21 protein-coding genes are annotated in these 20088 nt (G+C 58.5%); 12 read left to right on the forward strand and 9 right to left on the reverse strand.

Annotated elements, in window-relative coordinates:
• Window positions 1-162 precede the first annotated feature (162 nt).
• Window positions 163-435, reverse strand: a complete 273-nt coding sequence (locus JFU48_RS18525) for a hypothetical protein (RefSeq protein WP_003226119.1) — start codon at window positions 433-435, stop codon at window positions 163-165.
• 301 nt (window positions 436-736) lie between these two features.
• Here JFU48_RS18525 and JFU48_RS18530 point away from each other — a divergent pair, with 301 nt between their 5' ends.
• A complete protein-coding gene (locus JFU48_RS18530) occupies window positions 737-1816 on the forward strand; it encodes a hypothetical protein (protein WP_201137241.1) in 1080 nt (359 codons plus the stop codon).
• A gap of 2 nt (window positions 1817-1818) precedes the next feature.
• The gene (locus JFU48_RS18535) at window positions 1819-2172 is read left to right on the forward strand and encodes a DUF1428 domain-containing protein (protein ID WP_201137242.1); all 354 of its coding nucleotides are present in this window, start codon (window positions 1819-1821) and stop codon (window positions 2170-2172) included.
• Between the two features lie 383 nt (window positions 2173-2555).
• On the opposite strand, the gene JFU48_RS18540 is transcribed toward JFU48_RS18535, so the two are convergent.
• Complete coding sequence (locus tag JFU48_RS18540) at window positions 2556-2750, reverse strand: hypothetical protein (protein ID WP_103521551.1); 195 nt, start codon at window positions 2748-2750, stop codon at window positions 2556-2558.
• Window positions 2751-2855: 105 nt separating this feature from the next.
• On the opposite strand from JFU48_RS18540, the gene thpR reads away from it, so the two are divergent.
• Entirely contained in the window at window positions 2856-3395 is a 540-nt protein-coding gene (gene thpR / locus JFU48_RS18545; RefSeq protein ID WP_201137243.1) for an RNA 2',3'-cyclic phosphodiesterase, read from the forward strand.
• A gap of 243 nt (window positions 3396-3638) precedes the next feature.
• Here thpR and JFU48_RS18550 read toward each other — a convergent pair whose 3' ends face one another.
• The 5 genes from JFU48_RS18550 to JFU48_RS18570 all read right to left on the reverse strand — a co-directional run bounded on the left by JFU48_RS18550 (window position 3639) and on the right by JFU48_RS18570 (window position 9015).
• A complete protein-coding gene (locus tag JFU48_RS18550) occupies window positions 3639-4736 on the reverse strand; it encodes a polyamine ABC transporter substrate-binding protein (protein ID WP_201137244.1) in 1098 nt (365 codons plus the stop codon).
• A 222-nt stretch (window positions 4737-4958) separates the two neighbouring features.
• Window positions 4959-5834, reverse strand: coding sequence for an ABC transporter permease subunit (locus JFU48_RS18555; RefSeq protein ID WP_201137245.1), 876 nt, complete (start codon window positions 5832-5834; stop codon window positions 4959-4961).
• On the reverse strand, window positions 5831-6712 hold the full coding sequence (locus JFU48_RS18560; RefSeq protein ID WP_371260449.1) for an ABC transporter permease subunit: 882 nt from the start codon (window positions 6710-6712) through the stop codon (window positions 5831-5833). The genes JFU48_RS18555 and JFU48_RS18560 overlap by 4 nt, the downstream gene beginning before the upstream one ends.
• A 29-nt stretch (window positions 6713-6741) precedes the next feature.
• Entirely contained in the window at window positions 6742-7884 is a 1143-nt protein-coding gene (locus JFU48_RS18565) for an ABC transporter ATP-binding protein (protein ID WP_003226103.1), read from the reverse strand.
• A 369-nt stretch (window positions 7885-8253) separates the two neighbouring features.
• Window positions 8254-9015: a gamma-glutamyl-gamma-aminobutyrate hydrolase family protein gene (locus JFU48_RS18570; protein ID WP_201137246.1), complete on the reverse strand. Its 762-nt coding sequence runs from the start codon at window positions 9013-9015 to the stop codon at window positions 8254-8256.
• 282 nt (window positions 9016-9297) lie between these two features.
• Between JFU48_RS18570 and JFU48_RS18575 the strand changes: the two genes are divergently transcribed.
• From JFU48_RS18575 to JFU48_RS18590, 4 genes are all read left to right on the forward strand, one after another.
• Window positions 9298-10674, forward strand: coding sequence for a glutamine synthetase family protein (locus JFU48_RS18575; protein ID WP_003226100.1), 1377 nt, complete (start codon window positions 9298-9300; stop codon window positions 10672-10674).
• A 164-nt stretch (window positions 10675-10838) separates the two neighbouring features.
• Window positions 10839-12329, forward strand: coding sequence for an aldehyde dehydrogenase (locus JFU48_RS18580; RefSeq protein WP_103521498.1), 1491 nt, complete (start codon window positions 10839-10841; stop codon window positions 12327-12329).
• A 51-nt stretch (window positions 12330-12380) separates the two neighbouring features.
• A complete protein-coding gene (locus tag JFU48_RS18585) occupies window positions 12381-13664 on the forward strand; it encodes an NAD(P)/FAD-dependent oxidoreductase (RefSeq protein ID WP_201137247.1) in 1284 nt (427 codons plus the stop codon).
• Between the two features lie 396 nt (window positions 13665-14060).
• Window positions 14061-14609 carry a cupin domain-containing protein gene (locus JFU48_RS18590; protein WP_003226097.1) on the forward strand — a complete coding sequence of 183 codons (549 nt, stop codon included), beginning with the start codon at window positions 14061-14063 and terminating at the stop codon, window positions 14607-14609.
• Window positions 14610-15191: 582 nt separating this feature from the next.
• Here the strand turns inward: JFU48_RS18590 and JFU48_RS18595 are convergent.
• Complete coding sequence (locus JFU48_RS18595; RefSeq protein WP_201137248.1) at window positions 15192-15998, reverse strand: DUF4225 domain-containing protein; 807 nt, start codon at window positions 15996-15998, stop codon at window positions 15192-15194.
• The gene (locus JFU48_RS18600) at window positions 15991-16491 is read right to left on the reverse strand and encodes an Hcp family type VI secretion system effector (protein ID WP_201137249.1); all 501 of its coding nucleotides are present in this window, start codon (window positions 16489-16491) and stop codon (window positions 15991-15993) included. The genes JFU48_RS18595 and JFU48_RS18600 overlap by 8 nt, the downstream gene beginning before the upstream one ends.
• A gap of 584 nt (window positions 16492-17075) precedes the next feature.
• Here JFU48_RS18600 and JFU48_RS29995 point away from each other — a divergent pair.
• From JFU48_RS29995 to JFU48_RS18625, 5 genes are all read left to right on the forward strand, one after another.
• Complete coding sequence (locus JFU48_RS29995) at window positions 17076-17501, forward strand: hypothetical protein (protein ID WP_003226094.1); 426 nt, start codon at window positions 17076-17078, stop codon at window positions 17499-17501.
• A gap of 70 nt (window positions 17502-17571) precedes the next feature.
• Window positions 17572-17985 (forward strand): hypothetical protein, encoded by a 414-nt coding sequence (locus JFU48_RS18610; protein WP_103521496.1) that lies wholly within the window; start codon window positions 17572-17574, stop codon window positions 17983-17985.
• A gap of 202 nt (window positions 17986-18187) precedes the next feature.
• Entirely contained in the window at window positions 18188-18568 is a 381-nt protein-coding gene (locus JFU48_RS18615; RefSeq protein ID WP_201137250.1) for a hypothetical protein, read from the forward strand.
• A gap of 15 nt (window positions 18569-18583) precedes the next feature.
• Window positions 18584-19006, forward strand: coding sequence for an HD domain-containing protein (locus JFU48_RS18620; RefSeq protein WP_003226088.1), 423 nt, complete (start codon window positions 18584-18586; stop codon window positions 19004-19006).
• Between the two features lie 43 nt (window positions 19007-19049).
• Window positions 19050-20069, forward strand: a complete 1020-nt coding sequence (locus JFU48_RS18625) for an AbrB family transcriptional regulator (RefSeq protein WP_201137251.1) — start codon at window positions 19050-19052, stop codon at window positions 20067-20069.
• The last annotated feature ends 19 nt before the right edge of the window (window positions 20070-20088 follow it).

Here is a 20088-nt window from a genome sequence, read left to right on the forward strand (position 1 = left end):
CCAAACGGGCGCGCCGGCATGTTTGCCAGTCTCATTTCAAGACTGACCCATGATCAGAGGAAAAGGTTTTTGCGGATTTTCGCTATAGAGTTATGCGAAGGGCTCATGAATTAAAAGCCCCTGCAGAACCAGCCTTTGGCGTTTTCTGCAGGGGAAGGGCAATTAAAAGTGAGCGCTCGCCCGGACGCTGGAATGCGCAGGCGCGGTGGCCTCGAGATCCAGCAAATGGGTGGCGAGTATGTCGCTCAGAAAGCGGAACTGATCGTTGATGCCGACCACTTCATTGCTGAAGTGATTGCTCGCGGCGGGCATCAGCACATCGTCGAAATCTTCGTTGAACAGCAGCGCTTGGGTCTTGCGCGAGACGACCTGCTGGTCGTAGTAGTTGCTGCCGAACACCGGGAAGCTCACGGAGAGGGTGATGGTGCGAATCATGATGGGTACTCCTCGTTGCGTCTCGGATGGGTGAATCGTGCCTCTGCCGGCTGGCGGGCGGAAGGCAATCGTGGCGATGGTGAATATCGACGGCGTTGATGGTTGAGAGAGGGGGGGATTGACTGGCCTCTTCGCTGGCAAGCCAGCTCCCACAGGTTTTCGGGTGTTCATTGGCTTCATGGCCACTGAAGGACTCTGTGGGAGCTGGCTTGCCAGCGATGGCGGCGGTACAGCCAACATCCCCGGAAACTGACACACCTATACTCAATGCTGTCTCCCTCCATTCAAGGACTCCACCACCGTGAACCTGCGTGCGCTGAGCGTCGCCGCACTGTTGCTGCTGGCAGGCTGCGCCTCCTCGGCGCGGGCCCCGGTGACGCCGCCTGCCGTGGTGGTTTCACCCGCCACCTGGCAGCAGATCGACCGCGACATTGTCAGCGCCTCGCAGCGGTCCACCGAGCAGGTCAGGGTGTTTGCCCAAGGTTCGATGGAACATTGGCGTATTCGCGTCTATGAGCAAACTGAAGAAAATTTCATTCCGTGGTTCAGCAGCTACTGGACCCAGGAATGGCTGTCGATGAAAGTCAGTTGGTACACCATCAGCGCCAGCGGCGAACAGGATGCGTCGACCAAGCGCCTGGCGACCTATCTGCTTGAGCAATATCAGAAAAGAGTGCTGGCGCCGGTGGCGGTAGAGATCGATCCGGACGCGATCCTCGGTCAGGCCACGGCGTTTTATGCGCAGTTGATGGCCAAGCAAATGCCACTCATCGCCCAGCGTTACGGTGTGCCGGTGGCCCAGCTCTACGGGCACCTGCAGAAAGTCCCGGCCATCGCCCTCGGGCCGCCGCCCGCACGGGATGCTTCGCTGTATCAGATCGTCAGCACCGAACCGCTGAACACGCTGCCGGCGTATGCCGCACTGATCGACAAGATTCACACCGAGGGCGGCAGCAAGGGCATCGCTGGAACCGACGCCGGCATGGCGCCGGTTGCCAAGCGCGCCAGCCAGCGGATGGAAGCGGAGATGGCCCCACGCGGGGCGGCGAGTGCCGTGGCGGCTGCGGCGGGCAAGTTGGTCGGCGGGGTGATCTCGATCGGTGTGGCGGGCATCCGCGCGATCATCCAGGCCAGTGACCGGCCCGACAGCGAAGCGCTGATTCGCAGCAGCCTTGGCAGCACGTTCGACAAGGCCTGGCTGAAACTACTGCAGAACCCGACCACCGGGGTCATGGCCGGTACGCTGCATATCGCCGGGCAGGTCGAAGGCAGCCTCGGCGGGGCAGAGCAACCGTCGGTCGGACTGGGCGTCAACCGTGTCGAATGGCGGCCGCCGGAATCGACTACCCAGCAGATCGAACCCGACGTGCAAGGAGAGTGATCATGGCTTACATCGATATTTTTGTAGCACCCGTGCCGACTGCCAATCGCGAACAGTACAAAAAACACTGTGAGATCGCCGCGAAACTGTTCAAGGAATACGGAGCGAAGGAGGTGGTTCAGTGCTGGGGCGATGACGTGCCGGAGGGCAAAGTCACGTCATTCCCGATGGCGGTAAAACTCAAGGAGGGCGAGACGGTGTCGTCCGGCTGGCTGATCTGGCCAGACAAGGCCACCCGCGATGCCGGCATGGCAAAAATGATGGAAGACCCGCGCATGCAACCAGACGTCAACCCGATGGGATTTGATGGCCAGCGCATGATCTTTGGTGGCTTCAAGAACATTCTTGAATCCTGAAACTCACCAGATTCCGTGCAGGAGTGAGCCTGCTCGCGATGGCGGTGTGTCAGTCAGCGGGTTTGCAAAATGTGCCGGCCTCTTCGCGGGCAAGCCACGCTCCCACAGGGTTTTGCGGATGGCGACGATCATGGGCACGCCACAAATCCAGTGTGGGAGCGGGCTTGCTCGCGAAAGCGGCGTGTCAGGCAATGTGAGGCTGAATGTGCGGACGCTTTCGCGGGCAAGCCACGCTCCCACAGGTTCTGCTGAGATGCCATGATTGTCCGTACGCCATAAATACTGTGGGAGCGAGCCTGCTCGCGATGGCGTCAACACAGCCTATATCTTCATGGCTGACCCACCGCTTTCGCGAGCAGGCTCGCTCCCACATGGGAGGGTGATCACTCTGGGGAGGGGGTGATCCGGCAGCTTTTGCGGTTGCGGATTTGCTCTTCCGTTGGCCGCTCGTGGACGAATTCGAAACGCGGTTCACCCTCGCTGTAATGCACCAGCCAGCCCCATTCCAGCTCGCTTTCATCCTGCCCGGGGGAGGGTGGTCGGGCCCACCACGGTTCTTTGCTGAGGATCTCGCGCATGGCGACCTCCGGTTCGATGGCAATCCTTGAACTATAGCCGGGTGTCGCCAGTCGTCAGAGAAGGCTGTGTAGAATCGGCCGATCGACGAGCGAAGGAGCAGGGCCATGACCGATGATGCGCGCAGGGATGAACCGTTCAAGCGACTGTTTTTCGCCCTCGACTGCCCACCGCCACAACGCAAGGCCATCGCTCAGTGGCGCGCCGATCTGGGTTTGCGCACCGGCAAAGCGGTGCCTGCGGATAACTTCCACCTGACGCTGCTGTTTCTCGGGGCGGTGCCGTTGGCGCAGATAGGTGAGGTGTGTGAGGCCGCAGACAAAGTGCGCACTCCAGGCGAAGCGCTACGGATTGCGCTGGATCGGCTGCAGGTCTGGCACAAGGCAGGGGTGTTGTCGCTGGCGCCTGAACAGGCTCCGCAAGCGTTGTTGCGGTTGGTCTATGCGCTGGAGCAGGCCATGTTGCCGTTCGGCTTTGAAGAGGCGAATCGCGAGTATAGGCCCCACCTGACATTGGCTCGGGATTTTCGCGCGCAGGCGCCGGAATCCCCAACGCCGCCGGAATTTTTCCTGCGTGCCGAGCGATTTGCCCTGTTCGAATCGCACAAGGGCCGCTACCGGATTCTGCAGGATTGGCCGCTGATCTGAGCCACAAAAAAAGGCGCCCGAGGGCGCCTGAAATTCACCTGAGCCGAGGGAGCCAGGTGAGGCCGTTCATGCGAGTGCAGCGGTGGTAAGGCGCTGCGGGAACGGAAAACCATCAGTTCTTTGTGTCACAACACAGATCCACTGTAGGAGTGAGCCTGCTCGCGATGACGTCGGCACATTCAGCATCATTGCTGCCTGACATGCCGCCATCGCGAGCAGGCTCACTCCTACAGGGTTATTCGGTTATTTACCGAGCTTCACCCGGGTCCAGCCGCGAGTCATGATTCGCTGGGTGGCAATCGGCTGATCCGGCACCGCATACAACGTCGCCATCACTGCCTGCGACGGATACGAACCCGGGTCGTTGCGGATAGCTTCGTCCACCAGCGGCGTGGCGGCCGAGTTGGCGTTGCTGTAGCCGTTGCTGTTGGTGATCTCGGCGATGATGTCCGGGCGCATCAGGAAGTTCATGAACAGGTAGGCATTGTCGACGTTCGCTGCATCGCGCGGGATCGCGACCATGTCGTAGAAACTGCCGGCGCCTTCCTTCGGAATGCTGTAGTCGATCTGCACCTTGTTGCCGGCTTCCACCGCGCGGGCCTTGGCCTGCAGCACGTCACCGGAGTAACCGACCGCCACGCAGATATTGCCGTTGGCCAGGTCCGAGATGTACTTCGAGGAATGGAAGTACGCCACGTACGGGCGGATCTTCATGAACAGTGCTTCGGCTTCGAGGATGTGCGCCTTGTCCTTGTCGTTCACCGGGTAGCCCAGGTAGTGCAGGGCGGCCGGGATCATCTCGGTCGGCGAGTCGAGGAAGCTGATGCCGCACGCCTTCAGTTTCTCTGCATTTTCCGGTTTGAACAGCAAGTCCCAGGAGTTGGTCGGGGCATTGGCGCCGAGCACTTCCTTGACCTTGGCCGGGTTGAAACCGATGCCGATCGAGCCCCACATATACGGAAACGCATGGGCGTTGTCCGGATCACTGGCGGCAGCGTTTTTCAGCAGCACCGGGTTGAGATTTTTCCAGTTCGACAACTTGGTTTTGTCGAGCGGCTGATAGACCCCGGCCTTGATCTGCTTGGCCAGGAAACTGTTGGACGGCACGACGATGTCGTAGCCGGATTTGCCCGCCAGCAAACGCGCCTCAAGGGTTTCGTTGCTGTCGAACACGTCGTAGGTCACCTGGATACCGGTCTCGTCTTCGAACTTCTTGACGGTGTCCGGCGCGATGTAATCGGACCAGTTGTAAACACGCAGCACCTTGTCGTTGGCCTGGACGCCCGTGGCGATTGCGCCCATTAAGGACAGTGTCAGCAGAGTCCTGCCAAACATTTTCATCGGTACAACTCCATTCTTTTTATTCAAAAACATAAACCGGGTGTGCGTAAAACCTGTGGCGAGGGAGCTTGCTGTGGTGAGGGGATTTATCCCCGATCGGCTGCGAAGCAGTCGCCGAACCATTGCATGCGGTGTTTCTGATACAACTCAAGTGCCTGGATTGGGGCCGCTTCGCGACCCATCGGGGATAAATCCCCTCCCCACAGTGTTCCTCGTGTTTGCTTAGGCAGTCGCGGCGCGTTGCGGCTGCTGCCACGACTCATTCGCCGTCTGATCCATCGCTTCCTGAATCGCCTTCTTGCGGTTGGCTTCTGCCTTGCGGCCGAAGTACCAGACCAGGAAGGTCACCAGCGACACCGCCAGCAGAATCAGGCTGGCCACCGCGTTGATCTCAGGTTTCACGCCCAGGCGCACCGCCGAGAACACTTCCATCGGCAGCGTGGTCGAGCCCGGGCCGGAGACGAAGCTCGCCAGTACCAGGTCATCCAGCGACAGGGCGAACGACATCATCCCGCCCGCTGCCAGCGACGGCGCGATCATTGGAATGGTGATCAGGAAAAACACCTTGAACGGCTTGGCCCCCAGATCCATCGCGGCTTCTTCGATCGATAGATCCAGTTCACGCAGGCGGGCGGAGACTACCACCGCCACATAGGCGGCACAAAACGTGGTGTGGGCGATCCAGATCGTGACGATGCCACGCTCCTGCGGCCATCCGATCAACTGCGCCATCGCCACGAACAGCAGCAACAGCGACAGACCGGTGATCACCTCAGGCATCACCAGTGGCGCGGTGACCAGACCGCCAAACAGCGTGCGCCCCTTGAAGCGCGTCACTCGTGTAAGAACGAACGCGGCGAGGGTGCCCAACGCCACTGCAGCGATGGCGGTGTAGCAGGCGATTTCCAGCGAGCGCACCACCGAGCCCATCAGTTGCGTGTTGTCGAGCAGGCCGACGTACCACTTCACCGACCAGCCGCCCCACACCGTCACCAGTTTCGAGGCGTTGAACGAGTAGATCACCAGAATCAACATCGGCAGATAAATGAATATCAGGCCGAAGATCAACATGAACTTGGAAAAACCGAAGCGTTTCATCCCCGTGCCTCCATCTCTTTGGCCTGGCTGCGGTTGAACAGCAGAATCGGCACAATCAGGATCAACAGCATCACCACCGCCAGCGCAGACGCCACCGGCCAGTCGCGGTTATTGAAGAACTCTTGCCACAGCACGCGACCGATCATCAGCGTCTCCGGGCCACCCAGCAGTTCCGGGATCACGAACTCACCGACCACCGGAATGAACACCAGCATGCAACCGGCAATAATCCCGTTCTTGGCCAGCGGCACGGTGATTTTCCAGAAGTTGTTGAAGTTGCTCGACCCCAGATCCGACGCGGCTTCCAGCAGGCTGCCGTCGTGCTTCACCAGGTTGGCGTACAGCGGCAGCACCATGAATGGCAGGTACGCATACACCACGCCGATATACACCGCGGTGTTGGTGTTGAGGATCTCGATCGGGTGATCGGTGAGCCCGGTCCACATCAGAAACGCGTTGAGCAGACCGTTGTTGCTGAGGATGCCCATCCACGCGTAAACGCGGATCAGGATCGCGGTCCAGGTCGGCATCATGATCAACAGCAGCAGGACGTTTTGCGCTTCCTTGCTCGCCTTGGTGATCGCATAGGCCATCGGGAAACCGATCACCAGGCACATCATCGTGCTCAGCGCCGCGACTTTCAGCGAACCGAGGTAGGCCGACAGGTACAGTTCGTCTTCGCCGAGCATGGTGTAGTTGCCGATGTTCAGCATCAGCTGGAATTTCTGTTCGGCGTAGGTGTAGATCTCCGAGTACGGCGGGATCGACAGCGCGGCTTCCGAGAAGCTGATCTTCATCACCAGGAAAAACGGCAGCATGAAGAACAGGAACAGCCAGATGAACGGGATGCCGATGACGAACTTTCGCCCGCTGGGCACCAGGCGCAGGAATTGCTGATTGAAGGTTCTCATGAGCGCAGTACCACGCCGCTGTCGTCTTCCCACCACACGTAGACCTTGTCGTCCCAGGTCGGACGCGCGCCACGGCGTTCGGCGTTGGCCATGAACGACTGGACGATCTTGCCGCCCGGCAGCTCGACGTAGAACACAGAGTGGCCGCCGAGGTAGGCGATGTCATGCACCTTGCCTTCGGACCAGTTGTAGCGGACTTCGGGTTTGATGGTGCTGACGAGCATTTTTTCCGGACGGATCGCGTAGGTGATCGACTTGTCCTGCACCGACGTGCTGACGCCGTGGCCGACGTAGATCTTCTGCTGCAGGTCCGGGCTGTGGATGATCGCGTGACCTTCAAGGTCTTCCACCACGGTGCCGTCAAAGGCGTTCACGTTACCGATGAATTCGCAGACCATTCTGCTGACCGGCGCTTCATAGATGTCCACCGGGCTGCCGATCTGGGCGATCCAGCCGAGGTGCATGATCGCGATGCGCTCGGCCATGGTCATGGCCTCTTCCTGGTCGTGGGTCACCATCACGCAGGTCACGCCGACGCGCTCGATGATTTGCACCAGTTCCAGCTGCATCTGCGAACGCAGTTTTTTATCCAGCGCGCCCATCGGCTCGTCGAGCAGCAACAGCTTCGGACGCTTGGCCAACGAGCGGGCGAGGGCAACGCGCTGGCGCTGGCCGCCGGACAGCTGATGGGGTTTGCGTTTGGCGTATTGGGTCATGTGCACCAGGCGCAGCATCTCTTCGACGCGGGCGTCGATTTCGCTGGCGGGCAAACGGTCCTGCTTGAGGCCGAAGGCAATGTTCTGCGCCACGGTCATGTGCGGGAACAGCGCGTAGGACTGGAACATCATGTTGATCGGCCGCTCGTACGGCGGCATGTCGGTGATGTCCACACCGTCGAGCAGAATCCGCCCTTCGGTTGGCCGCTCGAAACCGGCGAGCATGCGCAGCAGGGTCGATTTGCCCGAACCGGAGCCACCGAGCAGGGCAAAGATTTCGCCCTGGTGGATCTCCAGGGACACATCGTCCACTGCCGTGGTTTCGTCGAACTTCTTGGTAACACGATCGACTTTCACCAGAACCTTTTTCGGTTGCTGGTGGCCTTCAAGTGCCTTCCGGTAAGTGCTGGAGGCGTTTGCCATGTGAAACTCCCAACAGGTTTCGTTCGCTCGGCCAACGTGGCCGGGCTTAAGTGGATTGCAAGCCTGTAAGCGCATTTCCTGTCGGATCACTTTCCCCTGTGGGAGCGGGCTTGCTCGCGAAGACGTCGTGTCAGTCGACATCGTTGTTACCTGACACAGCGCTTTCGCGAGCAAGCCCGCTCCCACAGGGTTTTGCGTTGTCCTGACGGGCACTGCTCCTACGATCCGGCTTGGTCGGCGCCGCCGTCCTGGCTGCCTGGGTCGTACTTGTTGTTATTACGGTTTGTTGTTTTCACGGATGACGGATGCGCCCACGCGCAACCGCCGACCCCGTGGGGGCAGTAAACAGTTTTGAAATCCTGAGTTGAGTCAGCGCTGGTTGCGTCGCGCCGCCCGTTGCCGGCAAGCCTCGCCGAACGTCTGGAAAATCCGCAGGTAGTTCGGGTTGTCCAGCACCTGCCATTCCGGGTGCCACTGCACACCGAGGGCGAAGGTCGGGCTGTGCTCGACCGAGATCGCCTCGATCAGGCCATCCGGCGCCACCGCTTCGGCACGCAGGCCGGGCGCGAGGCGGTCGATGCCCTGACTGTGAATCGAGTTGACCTGGAACTCGCGGGGCAACTCCAGCGCCTCGAACACACCGCCAGCGAGCACGCTCACGGCATGCGCCGGTGCGTACTGCACGGCCACGTCCGGGCTGTCGGCTTCGCGGTGATCGAGCATGCCCGGCAGCTCATGCACTTTCTGGTGCAGGCTGCCGCCGAAGGCCACGTTCATTTCCTGGAAGCCACGGCAGATGCCGAGTACCGGAACGCCCGCCGCAATGGCTGCACGCAATAGAGGAAGGGTGGTGGCGTCCCGCGCCGGATCGTGATCCGTGCCGGGTTCGCTGGCCGGGCCTTGATAGTGGAAGGGTTCCACGTTCGAGGGCGAGCCGGTCAGCAACAGACCGTCGAGTTGACCGAGCAGGTCTTCGATTTCAGTCAGTTTGCCAAGGGAAGGAATGACCACCGGCAGCCCCAGCGCCGCAACGCTGACAGCGCGAACGTATTTGTCGCCGCTGATGTGATAGGGGTGCAGGCCAATCTGTTTGACGCACGCAGTAACGCCGATCAATGGCTTGAATGCCATTTTTATTCACCTCGAAGTTTGACACTTGAACGAGCTTTTCCGGAGCTTAGCCTCGTTGATTTTAATTAACAACTGCCATGTAAAAAATTCTAAACGCCGTTCATCAAATCTTCATGATTCCCGGCCTTGTGGCGCCTGCATTGGCACGTGAGTGTTAAAAAAAGCCCGAAAAATAAACGCTGAGCGGCCAGGTGTTCGCTATTGACATCACTTTGCCTTTCGGATTGACTGGCTCGGCGAAACAGCAGTGAACATAATAATTAACAGCTAAATAGGTGCATCATGTCGGTCCCTCTGCGTACCGTTCAACTCAACGAAGCAAACGCATTCCTTAAGAAATATCCTGAGGTTTTGTACGTCGACCTTCTGATTGCGGATATGAACGGTGTGGTGCGCGGCAAGCGCATCGAACGCACCAGCCTCCACAAGGTTTACGAGAAAGGCATCAACCTGCCGGCCTCTCTTTTTGCTCTGGATATCAATGGCTCCACGGTGGAAAGCACCGGCCTGGGGCTGGACATCGGCGACGCCGACCGCATCTGCTACCCGATCCCGGGCACCCTGAGCATCGAGCCGTGGCAGAAGCGTCCAACCGCACAACTGCTGATGACCATGCACGAGATCGAAGGCGAGCCGTTCTTCGCCGATCCGCGTGAAGTGCTGGCCAACGTCGTGCGCAAGTTCGATGAACTGGGCCTGACCATCTGCGCCGCGTTCGAACTGGAGTTCTACCTGATCGACCAGGACAACGTGAACGGCCGTCCGCAGTCGCCACGTTCGCCGGTCTCCGGCAAGCGCCCGGTGTCGACTCAGGTTTATCTGATCGACGATCTCGACGAATACGTCGACTGCCTGCAAGACATCCTCGAAGGCGCGAAAGAGCAGGGCATTCCGGCTGACGCCATCGTCAAGGAAAGCGCCCCGGCGCAATTCGAAGTCAACCTGCATCACGTCTCCGACCCGATCAAGGCCTGCGACTACGCTGTTCTGCTCAAGCGTCTGGTGAAGAACATCGCCTACGACCACGAGATGGACACCACCTTCATGGCCAAGCCGTATCCGGGCCAGGCGGGCAATGGTCTGCACGTGCACATTTCGATCCTGGACAAAGAAGGCAACAACATCTTCGCCAGCGAGGATCCCGAGCAGAACGCCGCGCTGCGACATGCGATCGGCGGTGTGCTGGAGACCCTGCCTGCGCAAATGGCTTTCCTTTGCCCGAACGTCAACTCGTACCGCCGTTTTGGTGCGCAGTTCTACGTGCCGAACTCGCCGAGCTGGGGCATCGACAACCGCACCGTTGCAGTCCGTGTGCCAACCGGTTCGGCCGACGCCGTGCGCATCGAGCATCGTGTTGCCGGCGCCGACGCCAACCCGTACCTGCTGATGGCCTCGGTGCTGGCCGGTATTCACCACGGCCTGACCAACCAGATCGAGCCAGGCGCGCCCGTTGAAGGCAACAGCTACGAGCAGAATGAACAGAGCCTGCCGAACAACCTGCGCGACGCGTTGCGCGAGCTGGACGACAGCGAAGTCATGGCCCGCTACATCGACCCGATGTACATCGACGTGTTCGTCGCGTGCAAGGAAAGCGAGCTGGCCGAGTTCGAAAACTCGATCTCTGACCTTGAGTACAACTGGTATCTGCATACGGTCTGACGCTCAAGCGCGATCCCGTTAACACCGCAAAACCCTGTGGGAGCGGGCTTGCCCGCGAAGAGGCCATCACCTTCAACATTGAAGGTGACTGACCCACCGTATTCGCGAGCAAGCTCGCTCCCACAGGGATATCGGTCACCAATTCTCCTGTGTGAGTCACCCCCATGACCATGACCCGCAACGACTGGGAACAACGCTTCCAGTCCCTGACCATCGAATCCCGCGCGTTCATCAACGGTGAATACCGCCCGGCAATCAGCGGCGCCACTTTCGAATGCCTGAGCCCCGTCGACGGCCGTTTCCTCGCCTCCGTGGCCAGCACCGATGAAGCCGACGCCAACCTCGCCGTCGAAGTCGCCCGCCAATCGTTCAACTCCGGCGTGTGGGCCAACAAAGCTCCGGCCGAGCGCAAGCGCATCCTGATCCGCTTCGCCGATCTGATCCTGCAACACCAGGAAGAACTGGCGCTGCTGGAAACCCTCGACATGGGCAAACCAATCAGCGACTCAATGAGCATCGACATCCCGGCGACCGCCAACGCGATCCGCTGGAGCGCCGAAGCGATCGACAAGATCTACGATGAAGTTGCCGCCACGCCGCACGATCAACTCGGTCTGGTGACCCGCGAGCCATCCGGCGTAGTCGCCGCCATCGTGCCGTGGAACTTCCCGCTGATCATGGCCAGTTGGAAGTTCGCCCCGGCCCTGGCCGCCGGCAACTCGTTCATCCTCAAGCCTTCGGAAAAATCGCCACTGACCGCAATCCGCATCGCGCAACTTGCGCTGGAGGCGGGGATTCCGAAAGGCGTGTTCAACGTCCTGCCGGGCTTCGGCCACACCGTCGGCAAGGCGCTGGCGCTGCACATGGACGTCGACGTGCTGGCCTTCACCGGCTCCACGGCGATTGCCAAGCAGTTGATGATTTATGCCGGGCAAAGCAACATGAAACGCGTCTGGCTCGAAGCCGGTGGCAAGAGCCCGAACGTGGTGTTCGCCGACGCCCCGGACTTGCGCGCGGCAGCCCAGGCTGCGGCCGGCGCCATCGCTTTCAATCAGGGCGAAGTGTGCACCGCCGGTTCGCGTCTGCTGGTCGAACGTTCGATCCGCGAGCAATTCATTCCGCTGCTGGTGGAAGCGCTGCAAGCGTGGAAACCGGGGCACGCACTGGATCCTGCGACCACCGTCGGCGCGGTGGTTGATCAGCGTCAACTGGACAACGTGCTGCGCTACATCAGCATCGGTCGCGAGCAGGGCGCCGAGTTGATCGCCGGCGGCCAGCGTACCCTCGAAGAAACCGGTGGCCTCTATGTGCAACCGGCGATCTTCGATGGCGTAACCAATGCGATGACCATCGCCCGCGAAGAAATCTTCGGCCCGGTGCTGTCGCTGATCACCTTCGACACCGTTGAAGAAGCGCTGCAGATCGCCAACGACAGCATCTTCGGTCTCGCCGCCGGCGTCTGGACCAGCAACCTGAGCAAGGCGCATACCTTCGCCCGTGGCCTGCGCGCCGGCAGCGTCTGGGTCAATCAGTACGACGGCGGCGACATGACCGCGCCGTTCGGTGGCTTCAAACAGTCGGGCAACGGTCGCGACAAATCGCTGCACGCGTTCGACAAGTACACCGAGCTGAAAGCGACCTGGATCAAGCTCTAACTCTTTTACAACGGTGGTCGCTCCTACGGGCGACCCTCGGAGAACAATAAAATGAAGCAACAACACGTCAACAGCTACTACGCCGCCACCCGCAACGAAGTCATCGACTTCCCGACCCTTGAAGAGTCGGTCGAGTGCGATGTCTGCATCATCGGCGCCGGCTACACCGGCCTGTCCTCGGCACTGTTCCTCACCGAGGCCGGCTACAAAGTGACGGTGCTGGAAGCGGCGAAAGTCGGCTACGGCGCCAGCGGTCGCAACGGCGGGCAACTGGTTAACTCCTACAGCCGCGACGTCGACGTGATCGAAGAGCGCTACGGCGACAAGACGGCAGAAATCCTCGGCAGCATGATCTTCGAAGGCGCCGACATCATCCGTTCGCGGATCAAGGAATACGACATCAAATGCGACTACCGCCCGGGCGGCATCTTCGCTGCGATGAACAAAAAACAACTCAACGGTCTGGCCGAGCAGAAGCGCAGCTGGGAACGTTACGGCAACAAGAACCTGAAGATGCTCGACGCCGCTGACATCCGTCGCGAAGTCGGCTCCGACGCCTACGTTGGCGGCCTGCTGGACATGCAGGGCGGCCACGTGCATCCGCTGAACCTGGCCCTCGGTGAAGCCGCGGCCATCGTGCGTCTGGGCAGCAAGATTTACGAGCAATCGGCTGCCGTGGAAATCAAATACGGCGAGCCGAACGTCGTGCGTACTGCCAAAGGCCAGGTGCGCGCCAAGTACCTGCTGATCGCCGGCAACGCCTACCTGCCGCAAGGTCTGGACAACCGCGTGACCGCGAAAAGCATGCCCTGCGGCTCGCAGATCGTCGTCACCGAGCCACTGACCGAGAAGCAGGCGCGCAGCCTGATCACCAATAACTACTGCGTCGAAGACTGCAACTATCTGCTCGACTACTACCGTCTGACGGCCGATAACCGTCTGCTCTACGGCGGCGGTGTGGTCTACGGCGCACGCGAGCCGGACGACATCGAACAACTGATCCGGCCGAAGATCCTCAAGACCTTCCCGCAGCTCAAGGACGTGAAAATCGACTACCGCTGGACCGGCAACTTCCTGCTGACCATGTCACGCATGCCGCAATTCGGCCGCATCGAGAAAAACGCCTACTACATGCAAGGCTACAGCGGCCACGGCGTCACTTGCTCGCACCTGGCCGGCAAACTGATTTCGGAAATGATCCGTGGCGACGCCGAACGCTTCGACGCGTTCGCCTCGCTGCCGCACATGCCCATGATCGGCGGCCGCACCTTCTCCGCCCCGTTGACCGCCCTCGGCGCCGTCTACTACTCACTGCGCGACCGCTTCGGCATCTAGGTTACCTCCCCGGCGGCGGCCCCCAAGACCCCGCCGGTTTTTTAATGCTGTAGCAACACCGCCGATGGCGGCCTGACAACCGCTACCCAGCCAAATGACACAAAACAGATCCAATTGTGGGAGCGGGCTTGCTCGCGAAGGGGCCAGTTCAGCCAACGCACATGTCGTCTGACACAGCGCTTTCGCGAGCAAGCCCGCTCCCACAGTGGCGGTATTACCAAGGCCAGAAGGACTTTTATCCCACCGTCCATCGAACCTGCTGAGCAACACCGGCAAACGTGATTTAATAGCCGCCTTTCACGGTTCCGGGACACGGGAGCAACGTGATCCGCGCGCCTTGCGCGGCACCCGCCACCCACCCCCATTGCCCTTAAGTACTACTCACATAAGGCTGTCATGGATACGGGTTCTCGACTCAAACTAGTACGCGAAAGCTACAAACTCTCCCAGCGCGAGCTGGCCCGGCGTAGCGGCGTGACCAATGCCACCATCTCCCTGATCGAACAGAATCGCGTCAGCCCCTCCGTCAGCTCCCTGAAAAAGCTGCTCGAAGGCATCCCCATGTCCCTGGCCGACTTCTTCACCTTCGACCAACCCCCGCGCGAACACCAATACGTCTTCCGCGCCAACGAACAACCCGACCTCGGCCGCCACGGCCTGCGCCTGCTGCTGATCGGCGCCTCCGTCCCAAGCCGCCAGATGCGCTTGCTGCGTGAGCAATACGCACCGGGCGCGAGCTCCGGCGAGGAGCCAATCGTGCATGCGGAAGGCGAGGAGTGTGGGCTTGTTACGCGCGGCACTGTTGAGTTGACCGTGGACGGGCAAGTGAGCGTGTTGAATGCCGGGGATGGGTATTACTTCCCTACGACGTTGCCGCATAAATTCCGGAACATCGGGGCGGATGAGGCTGAGATTATTAGTGCGAATACGCCGGCTAACTTCTGATCGCTGTTTAGATTAGGCATACGTTGTAAATAAATCCGACATCTTTTATTGGGTGTCGGTTTTTTTCGTGGAAGAAATATTTGTAGGGTATAGGGTTTTTATTTGTAGGAAGGTTCTGAGTTGGTGCGTGATGATGCGAGATTAAGGATGTTATGGCTCTTCTAGCATGTTTACACTGCGTGGTAATTGATCGGAGGTCATTTTTGATTGTCCGTAGAGCTTGATTTTTGGTGTTATAGCTATGTGAGGGGTGGGCTGTGCAATTAAATTATCTTCAGTGTTTTTTTCGTGTTTATTGTCTGATTCTTGCTTCTTCATTTTTCTGGAGTGTAATGGTTGTAAACTGTATTGGTCAGTTTATAGAGCTTGAGGGGGACTTGGTCTGGCTAGTGATTTTGGTTGTTTTTATTCTATTTTCTTTGTATGGTTTTGTTTTTTCTGTTCCATCACTTCGCAATATGCTCGATAGGAAAATGATCGAAGAAAAGCACTATTCTTTACGATGGGTGTTAATCGAAATGGTCTTTATGTCTATGGTGTTGGCCATTGCTTTTGTTCCTTTTATGATGGGGTTCGATTTTTTTAATGGTGTTTCGTACTGGGTGATAGTGTTTTTTCTGTTCGTGTTGTTTTTTGGATTGTTTTGCTATTTGAGTTTTTTTCAGCGTTCGTTTCACTCTCGCCGTTAGTGGAGTGTTTGTGTGATTGCTTTTCAAGGCTTAATTCTTTAATTGAGTTTAGCGTGAAGCTGTCAGTTAAAGCTTCGAATGCTAAGGTTGGTATTCCCATTTGCTTGTGGGCCCGTTCGTAGTTTATAGGGTCTCTATTGAAAAGTTGCACCGAATCTGGCTTTCGGACGAGATGTATCATGCCTCGAATAGACAGATAGAGATCTACGGTGTAATAGGTGGAATTACCGTTTCTGATGCCGAAAGCTTTCTGATAACCCATCCTGATAGGACCCACAACACTTGGTTTGTCAGGGCCGTTGTAGATGTTTCCCACACCCTCATAAATGTTGTTGACGCCGTGCCCGATTAAGGCAATGCCCGTAACGCCAGCCTTGCCTCGGGTGGCTCCAATCGCTAAGGCGCCAGCCTGAAGTTGCATGCTTCCCGCAGCAATGCTCACCCCATTCTGAAAATAAAACATGGATTTGGCAGAAAGCTCTGAATACTCATCCCTGAGTTTCTGCAATCCTTGCTTGGCACTAATGAAACCTTCATCCACCGTCCGAATAATCTCATTCGCATAATCCGAAACGATCTCGCTAAATCGAATCTGGCTAAAACTGTCGTACAACTGAGTCGCACCAATCTGGCACCCGAATGCGACTAGATCAGAAGCTGCCCGTGTGACGTCGTTGATGTCACACGAATCCTCATTCATCGTCATTTCCCCAACTGCTGAAACTGCATGTGCCCGCCTGGATATGGGTCCAGCTGATTTCGCGGTAAGTGAATGACACCAACTCCTGAGGCTGGGCGTCGTTCAAATGGATGGCGTGAGGAACCTGGAGGTTGATGTGAGCGATCTTTGCGCCGGTTATGTGGATTTTGAAGTATTTGTCTTGTGTGCCTGCCGCGGAGGTTCGGTAGAAGAAGATTGTGCAGTCCAGCACTTCGCGCTCGTGAAGTGCAGCGGAGAGGAGGGGGGAGGACTTGTCGATGTTCTTGGTGATCATGATCGGCAGGTGTTTACCACGGTCGGCGGTAACGCCGCCGTCATTGCCTGTGCTCATGTTGTGCGAGTAGGAAAGAACCATGATTTCATCGAGATGGCCTAACTGGCATTTATTGCCGATCGAGTTTATGTCGGAGCAGCCGGCGGAGATCAAACCCTGTCGATTTCCGGTAATGCTCATATAGCTGTGGTTCGCCATGGATGCTTCTGCTTTATTGAAGGAATTACTTTGGATGAAGAATAACCATCCAATTAAGCGTGGCTGGACAGAAAACTATTTGCTTTTTGCGATATTCAGAAAATTCTTACGGGTCGGGAGGACGCGAGTGTGTGAACATTCTTGAGTGCCTAGAACCGGGTGGTTAGTTGGCGGGCGGCACATGTGAGCGTAATGGCGTGAAACCCATCGCTGACTGCGGTCAGCGACAACCCCACTCTAGTCAGCCTTTCAGCCATCACAACCGACTTGTAGGATGCCTACCCAACCCTGTGGCGAGGGAGCTTGCTCCCGTTCGAGGCAGTCGGCGTAATTCGGCTCGGCGCGGGTGCCGGGAGAAACCGACTTGCCAGGTTGGGATTGCTTCGCTGCCCGTCGGGGATAAATCCCTTCACCACAGGTGGTGTTTTCCTACCCATTTTTCAGACTCAAAAATCTGCGCGGATCTCATTTGCCTGTTTGAACTTTCCTAAAAAACAATGTCAATTTGATGGCGTGTCGCGACGCTCATTGAGAATGGATCAAGCAGTGCCAGGCTGATTCCTGGCAACCCAGGGAAGTGTGTGATGAGACTATTACTCGCCATGTTGTTGATGTTCAGCAGCTACACGTTCGCCAGTTGCGGCAACATCGATGACCACGATCAGCGGGCCTATTGCAATGCCAGGGAGAGCGGCAGCAGTTGCGGCAATATCGACAATCACGATATGCGGGCGGCGTGTAACGCGGAGATGGGCGGCAGTTCCTGCGGCAACATTGACGACCATGACCAGCGCGCCTACTGCAACGCCAAAAAGAGCGGCAGCAGTTGCGGCAATATCGATGATCACGACTTGCGTGCGCGGTGCAACGCGGAGCAGGGCGGCAGTTCTTGCGGGAACATCGATGACCATGATCAACGAGCTTATTGCAATGCCACGACCGGCGGCGGCAGTTGCGGAAATATTGGCGACCATGACCTGCGCACCCGGTGCGAAGCCATGAAACGTTGAAGCAATAAATCGCTCAGTGATTGCATCAAGCAGTGCCAGGCTGTTTCCTGGCAATCCAGGGAAGTGTGAGATGAAACTTATTCTTGCGATGTTGTTGCTGTTCAGCGGCTACGTTTCCGCCAGTTGTTCCAGCATCAATGATCACGACAAACGCAGTTATTGCCAGGCCAGGCAGGAAGGCAGCAGCTGTTCTTCCATCGGCGACCACGACCTGCGTTCGGCCTGCGAAGCGGAGAAAGGCAGTTCGTGTTCAAGCATCGGCGATCATGACCAGCGTGCTTATTGCGAGGCCAAAAAGGGTAGTAGTTGTTCGTCCATTGGCGACCATGACATGCGCTCGGCCTGCGAAGCGGAGAAAGGCAGTTCTTGTTCAAGCATTGGTGATCATGACCAACGTGCCTTTTGTGAAGCGAAGAAAGGCAGTAGTTGTTCGTCAATCGGCGATCATGATCTGCGCAATCAATGCGAAGCCATGAAGCGCTGACCCGTCGGCCTGAATCCAAACGCAAAAAAGGGACACCCAACGGTGTCCCTTTTTTCTGGGCGGCTGAAACGCAATTCCCGGACTGCCCAGTCAAACTTTTCACTTGCCACCCCCCGGTTCATCGCCAAAGGTTCCCCCCATCGACACCACGTCGTAGACTGCGAAACAAGTTGTAACGCCTCACCCACGGACGGAACCGCGCATGATCGAAATCGGCAGCCGCAACAACGCCCCCACGCCGCAGCACCCCACTCAAGACATCTACATCTTCAGCATTGACTTGTCCCGACCGGCGACGCCGTTCTGTTTCGAGCAATCGATTGGCGGCGGGCATGCCAATCAGGGCGGGGCGCGGTGGCTGGCGCTGGATGAGCTGGACGCGTGGCCCGGCGAGTGGCGTGAGCATCTGCGGAAAGCCGATTGTGCGTGGGTGGCGCAGGTGATCGATGCGCATCCGGGGGCGGATCAGGCGATATTGGTTTCCGTGATTCTCGAACAACATTCCCAGCCAGTGGGGCGCTTGAAAACAATCGGCAACTGGCTCAAACGCAATATCCATGTCGGCGGCCGTTACGGCGTTTAAACCACGGAGACTCGCATGACTCAAACCCTCGAACGCGCTATCGCCATCGCCGCCACCGCCCACACCGGGCAGGTGGACAAGGGCGGTGCGCCGTACATTCTGCATCCGCTGAAAGTCATGTTGCGCATGAACTCGCTGGAAGAACGCATCGTCGCCGTGTTGCACGATGTGGTCGAGGATTGCGGCGTCAGCCTCGATGACTTGCGCAAGGAAGGTTTCAGCGAAGAGGTGCTGACGGCGATTGAATCAGTGACCAAAGTGCCCGGCGAGTCCTACGAGGATTTCGTCGAGCGTGCTGCGCAGAACCCGATTGGCCGGGTGGTGAAACTGGCGGATCTGGAAGAGAACAGCGACCTGTCGCGGATCGCCTCGCCGAGTTGGGAGGATCTGGAGCGGGTCGAGAAGTATCGGCGGGCGATTGGGCGGTTGCGCGCCTGACCCGATGAAATAGCCACGGTTGAATAGCCAGGAAGGCGAAAATATGAAATCGATTCTGTGTTTGTTGATCGCGGCCGTCGTTGGCGCTGCGTTGCAGGTCAGCGGTGTCCCTCATGGCTTGTTGCTGGGGGCGATTCTTGTCACCGCATTGGTCGCCACCAGGTTCGGGTTTGCCCCCGCGACGCCTTATGGCTTGGGCTACATCCAGGTCACGCTGGGCATCGCTACCGGGCTGATGTTCGAGGCGTGGGACAGTGCGACGGCTTCGGCGATGTTGCCGAGTCTCGGCGTTCTGCTGATATGCCTGACCGTGCAGATTGCCCTCGCCGGATGGTGGCTGACCCGCGGCGCAGGATGGAATCGCACCGATGCGCTGTTGGCGGTGTACCCCGGCGCACTGGCGGCGGTGTTTGATTTGCTCGAATCGGAAAAGGCTTCGAGCAAAGTCATCATCGTCCACTTGATGCGCTTGCTGTTGATCACCGTGTTGGTGAGCTTTTTGATTCCCGGGCAGGCCTCGGTGGCCGTGATGGAAAGCGCTCCATTGAGCACGGGCATGGCGTTGACGGTGCTGGCGCTGATCGGCTTGAGCATCGTCATCGGGCGCTTGCTATTGGTGATCGGCGTGCCGGCGCCGTTCATGTTGACGGCGATTCTGCTCACTGCGGTGTTTGTGAAATCGGGATGGCTGCACGGCTTCCACATGCCGGACTGGAGCCTGAATCTGGCGGCGCTGATTCTTGGCGTGCGGATCGGTTCGCGCTTTCAGGGGCTCGGCCTTGCGGAATTGGGGCGGCACGGGCGGACGGCGTTGGTGTCGGTGGGGCTGATGATCGTGGTGGCGGCGGTTTTCGCCGAAGTGGCGGCGCGGTGGCTGGGCAGTGATCCGCTGTCGCTGTGGCTGGCGTACATGCCGGGTGCGATCGAGACGATTGCGATTGTCGCGTTTGCCGGTGGCCTGAATGTGGTGTTCATCCTCACGCACCACCTGGCGCGGATGGTGCTGCTGCACTTCGCGCCGGCGTTGCTGGTGCAGGTGCGGCGGGCGCGGGAGGAAGTCTGAAGCACACCCCCCCTGTGGG

This window comes from Pseudomonas sp. TH49, assembly GCF_016650625.1.
GTDB classification, from domain to species: Bacteria; Pseudomonadota; Gammaproteobacteria; order Pseudomonadales; family Pseudomonadaceae; genus Aquipseudomonas; species Aquipseudomonas fluorescens_H.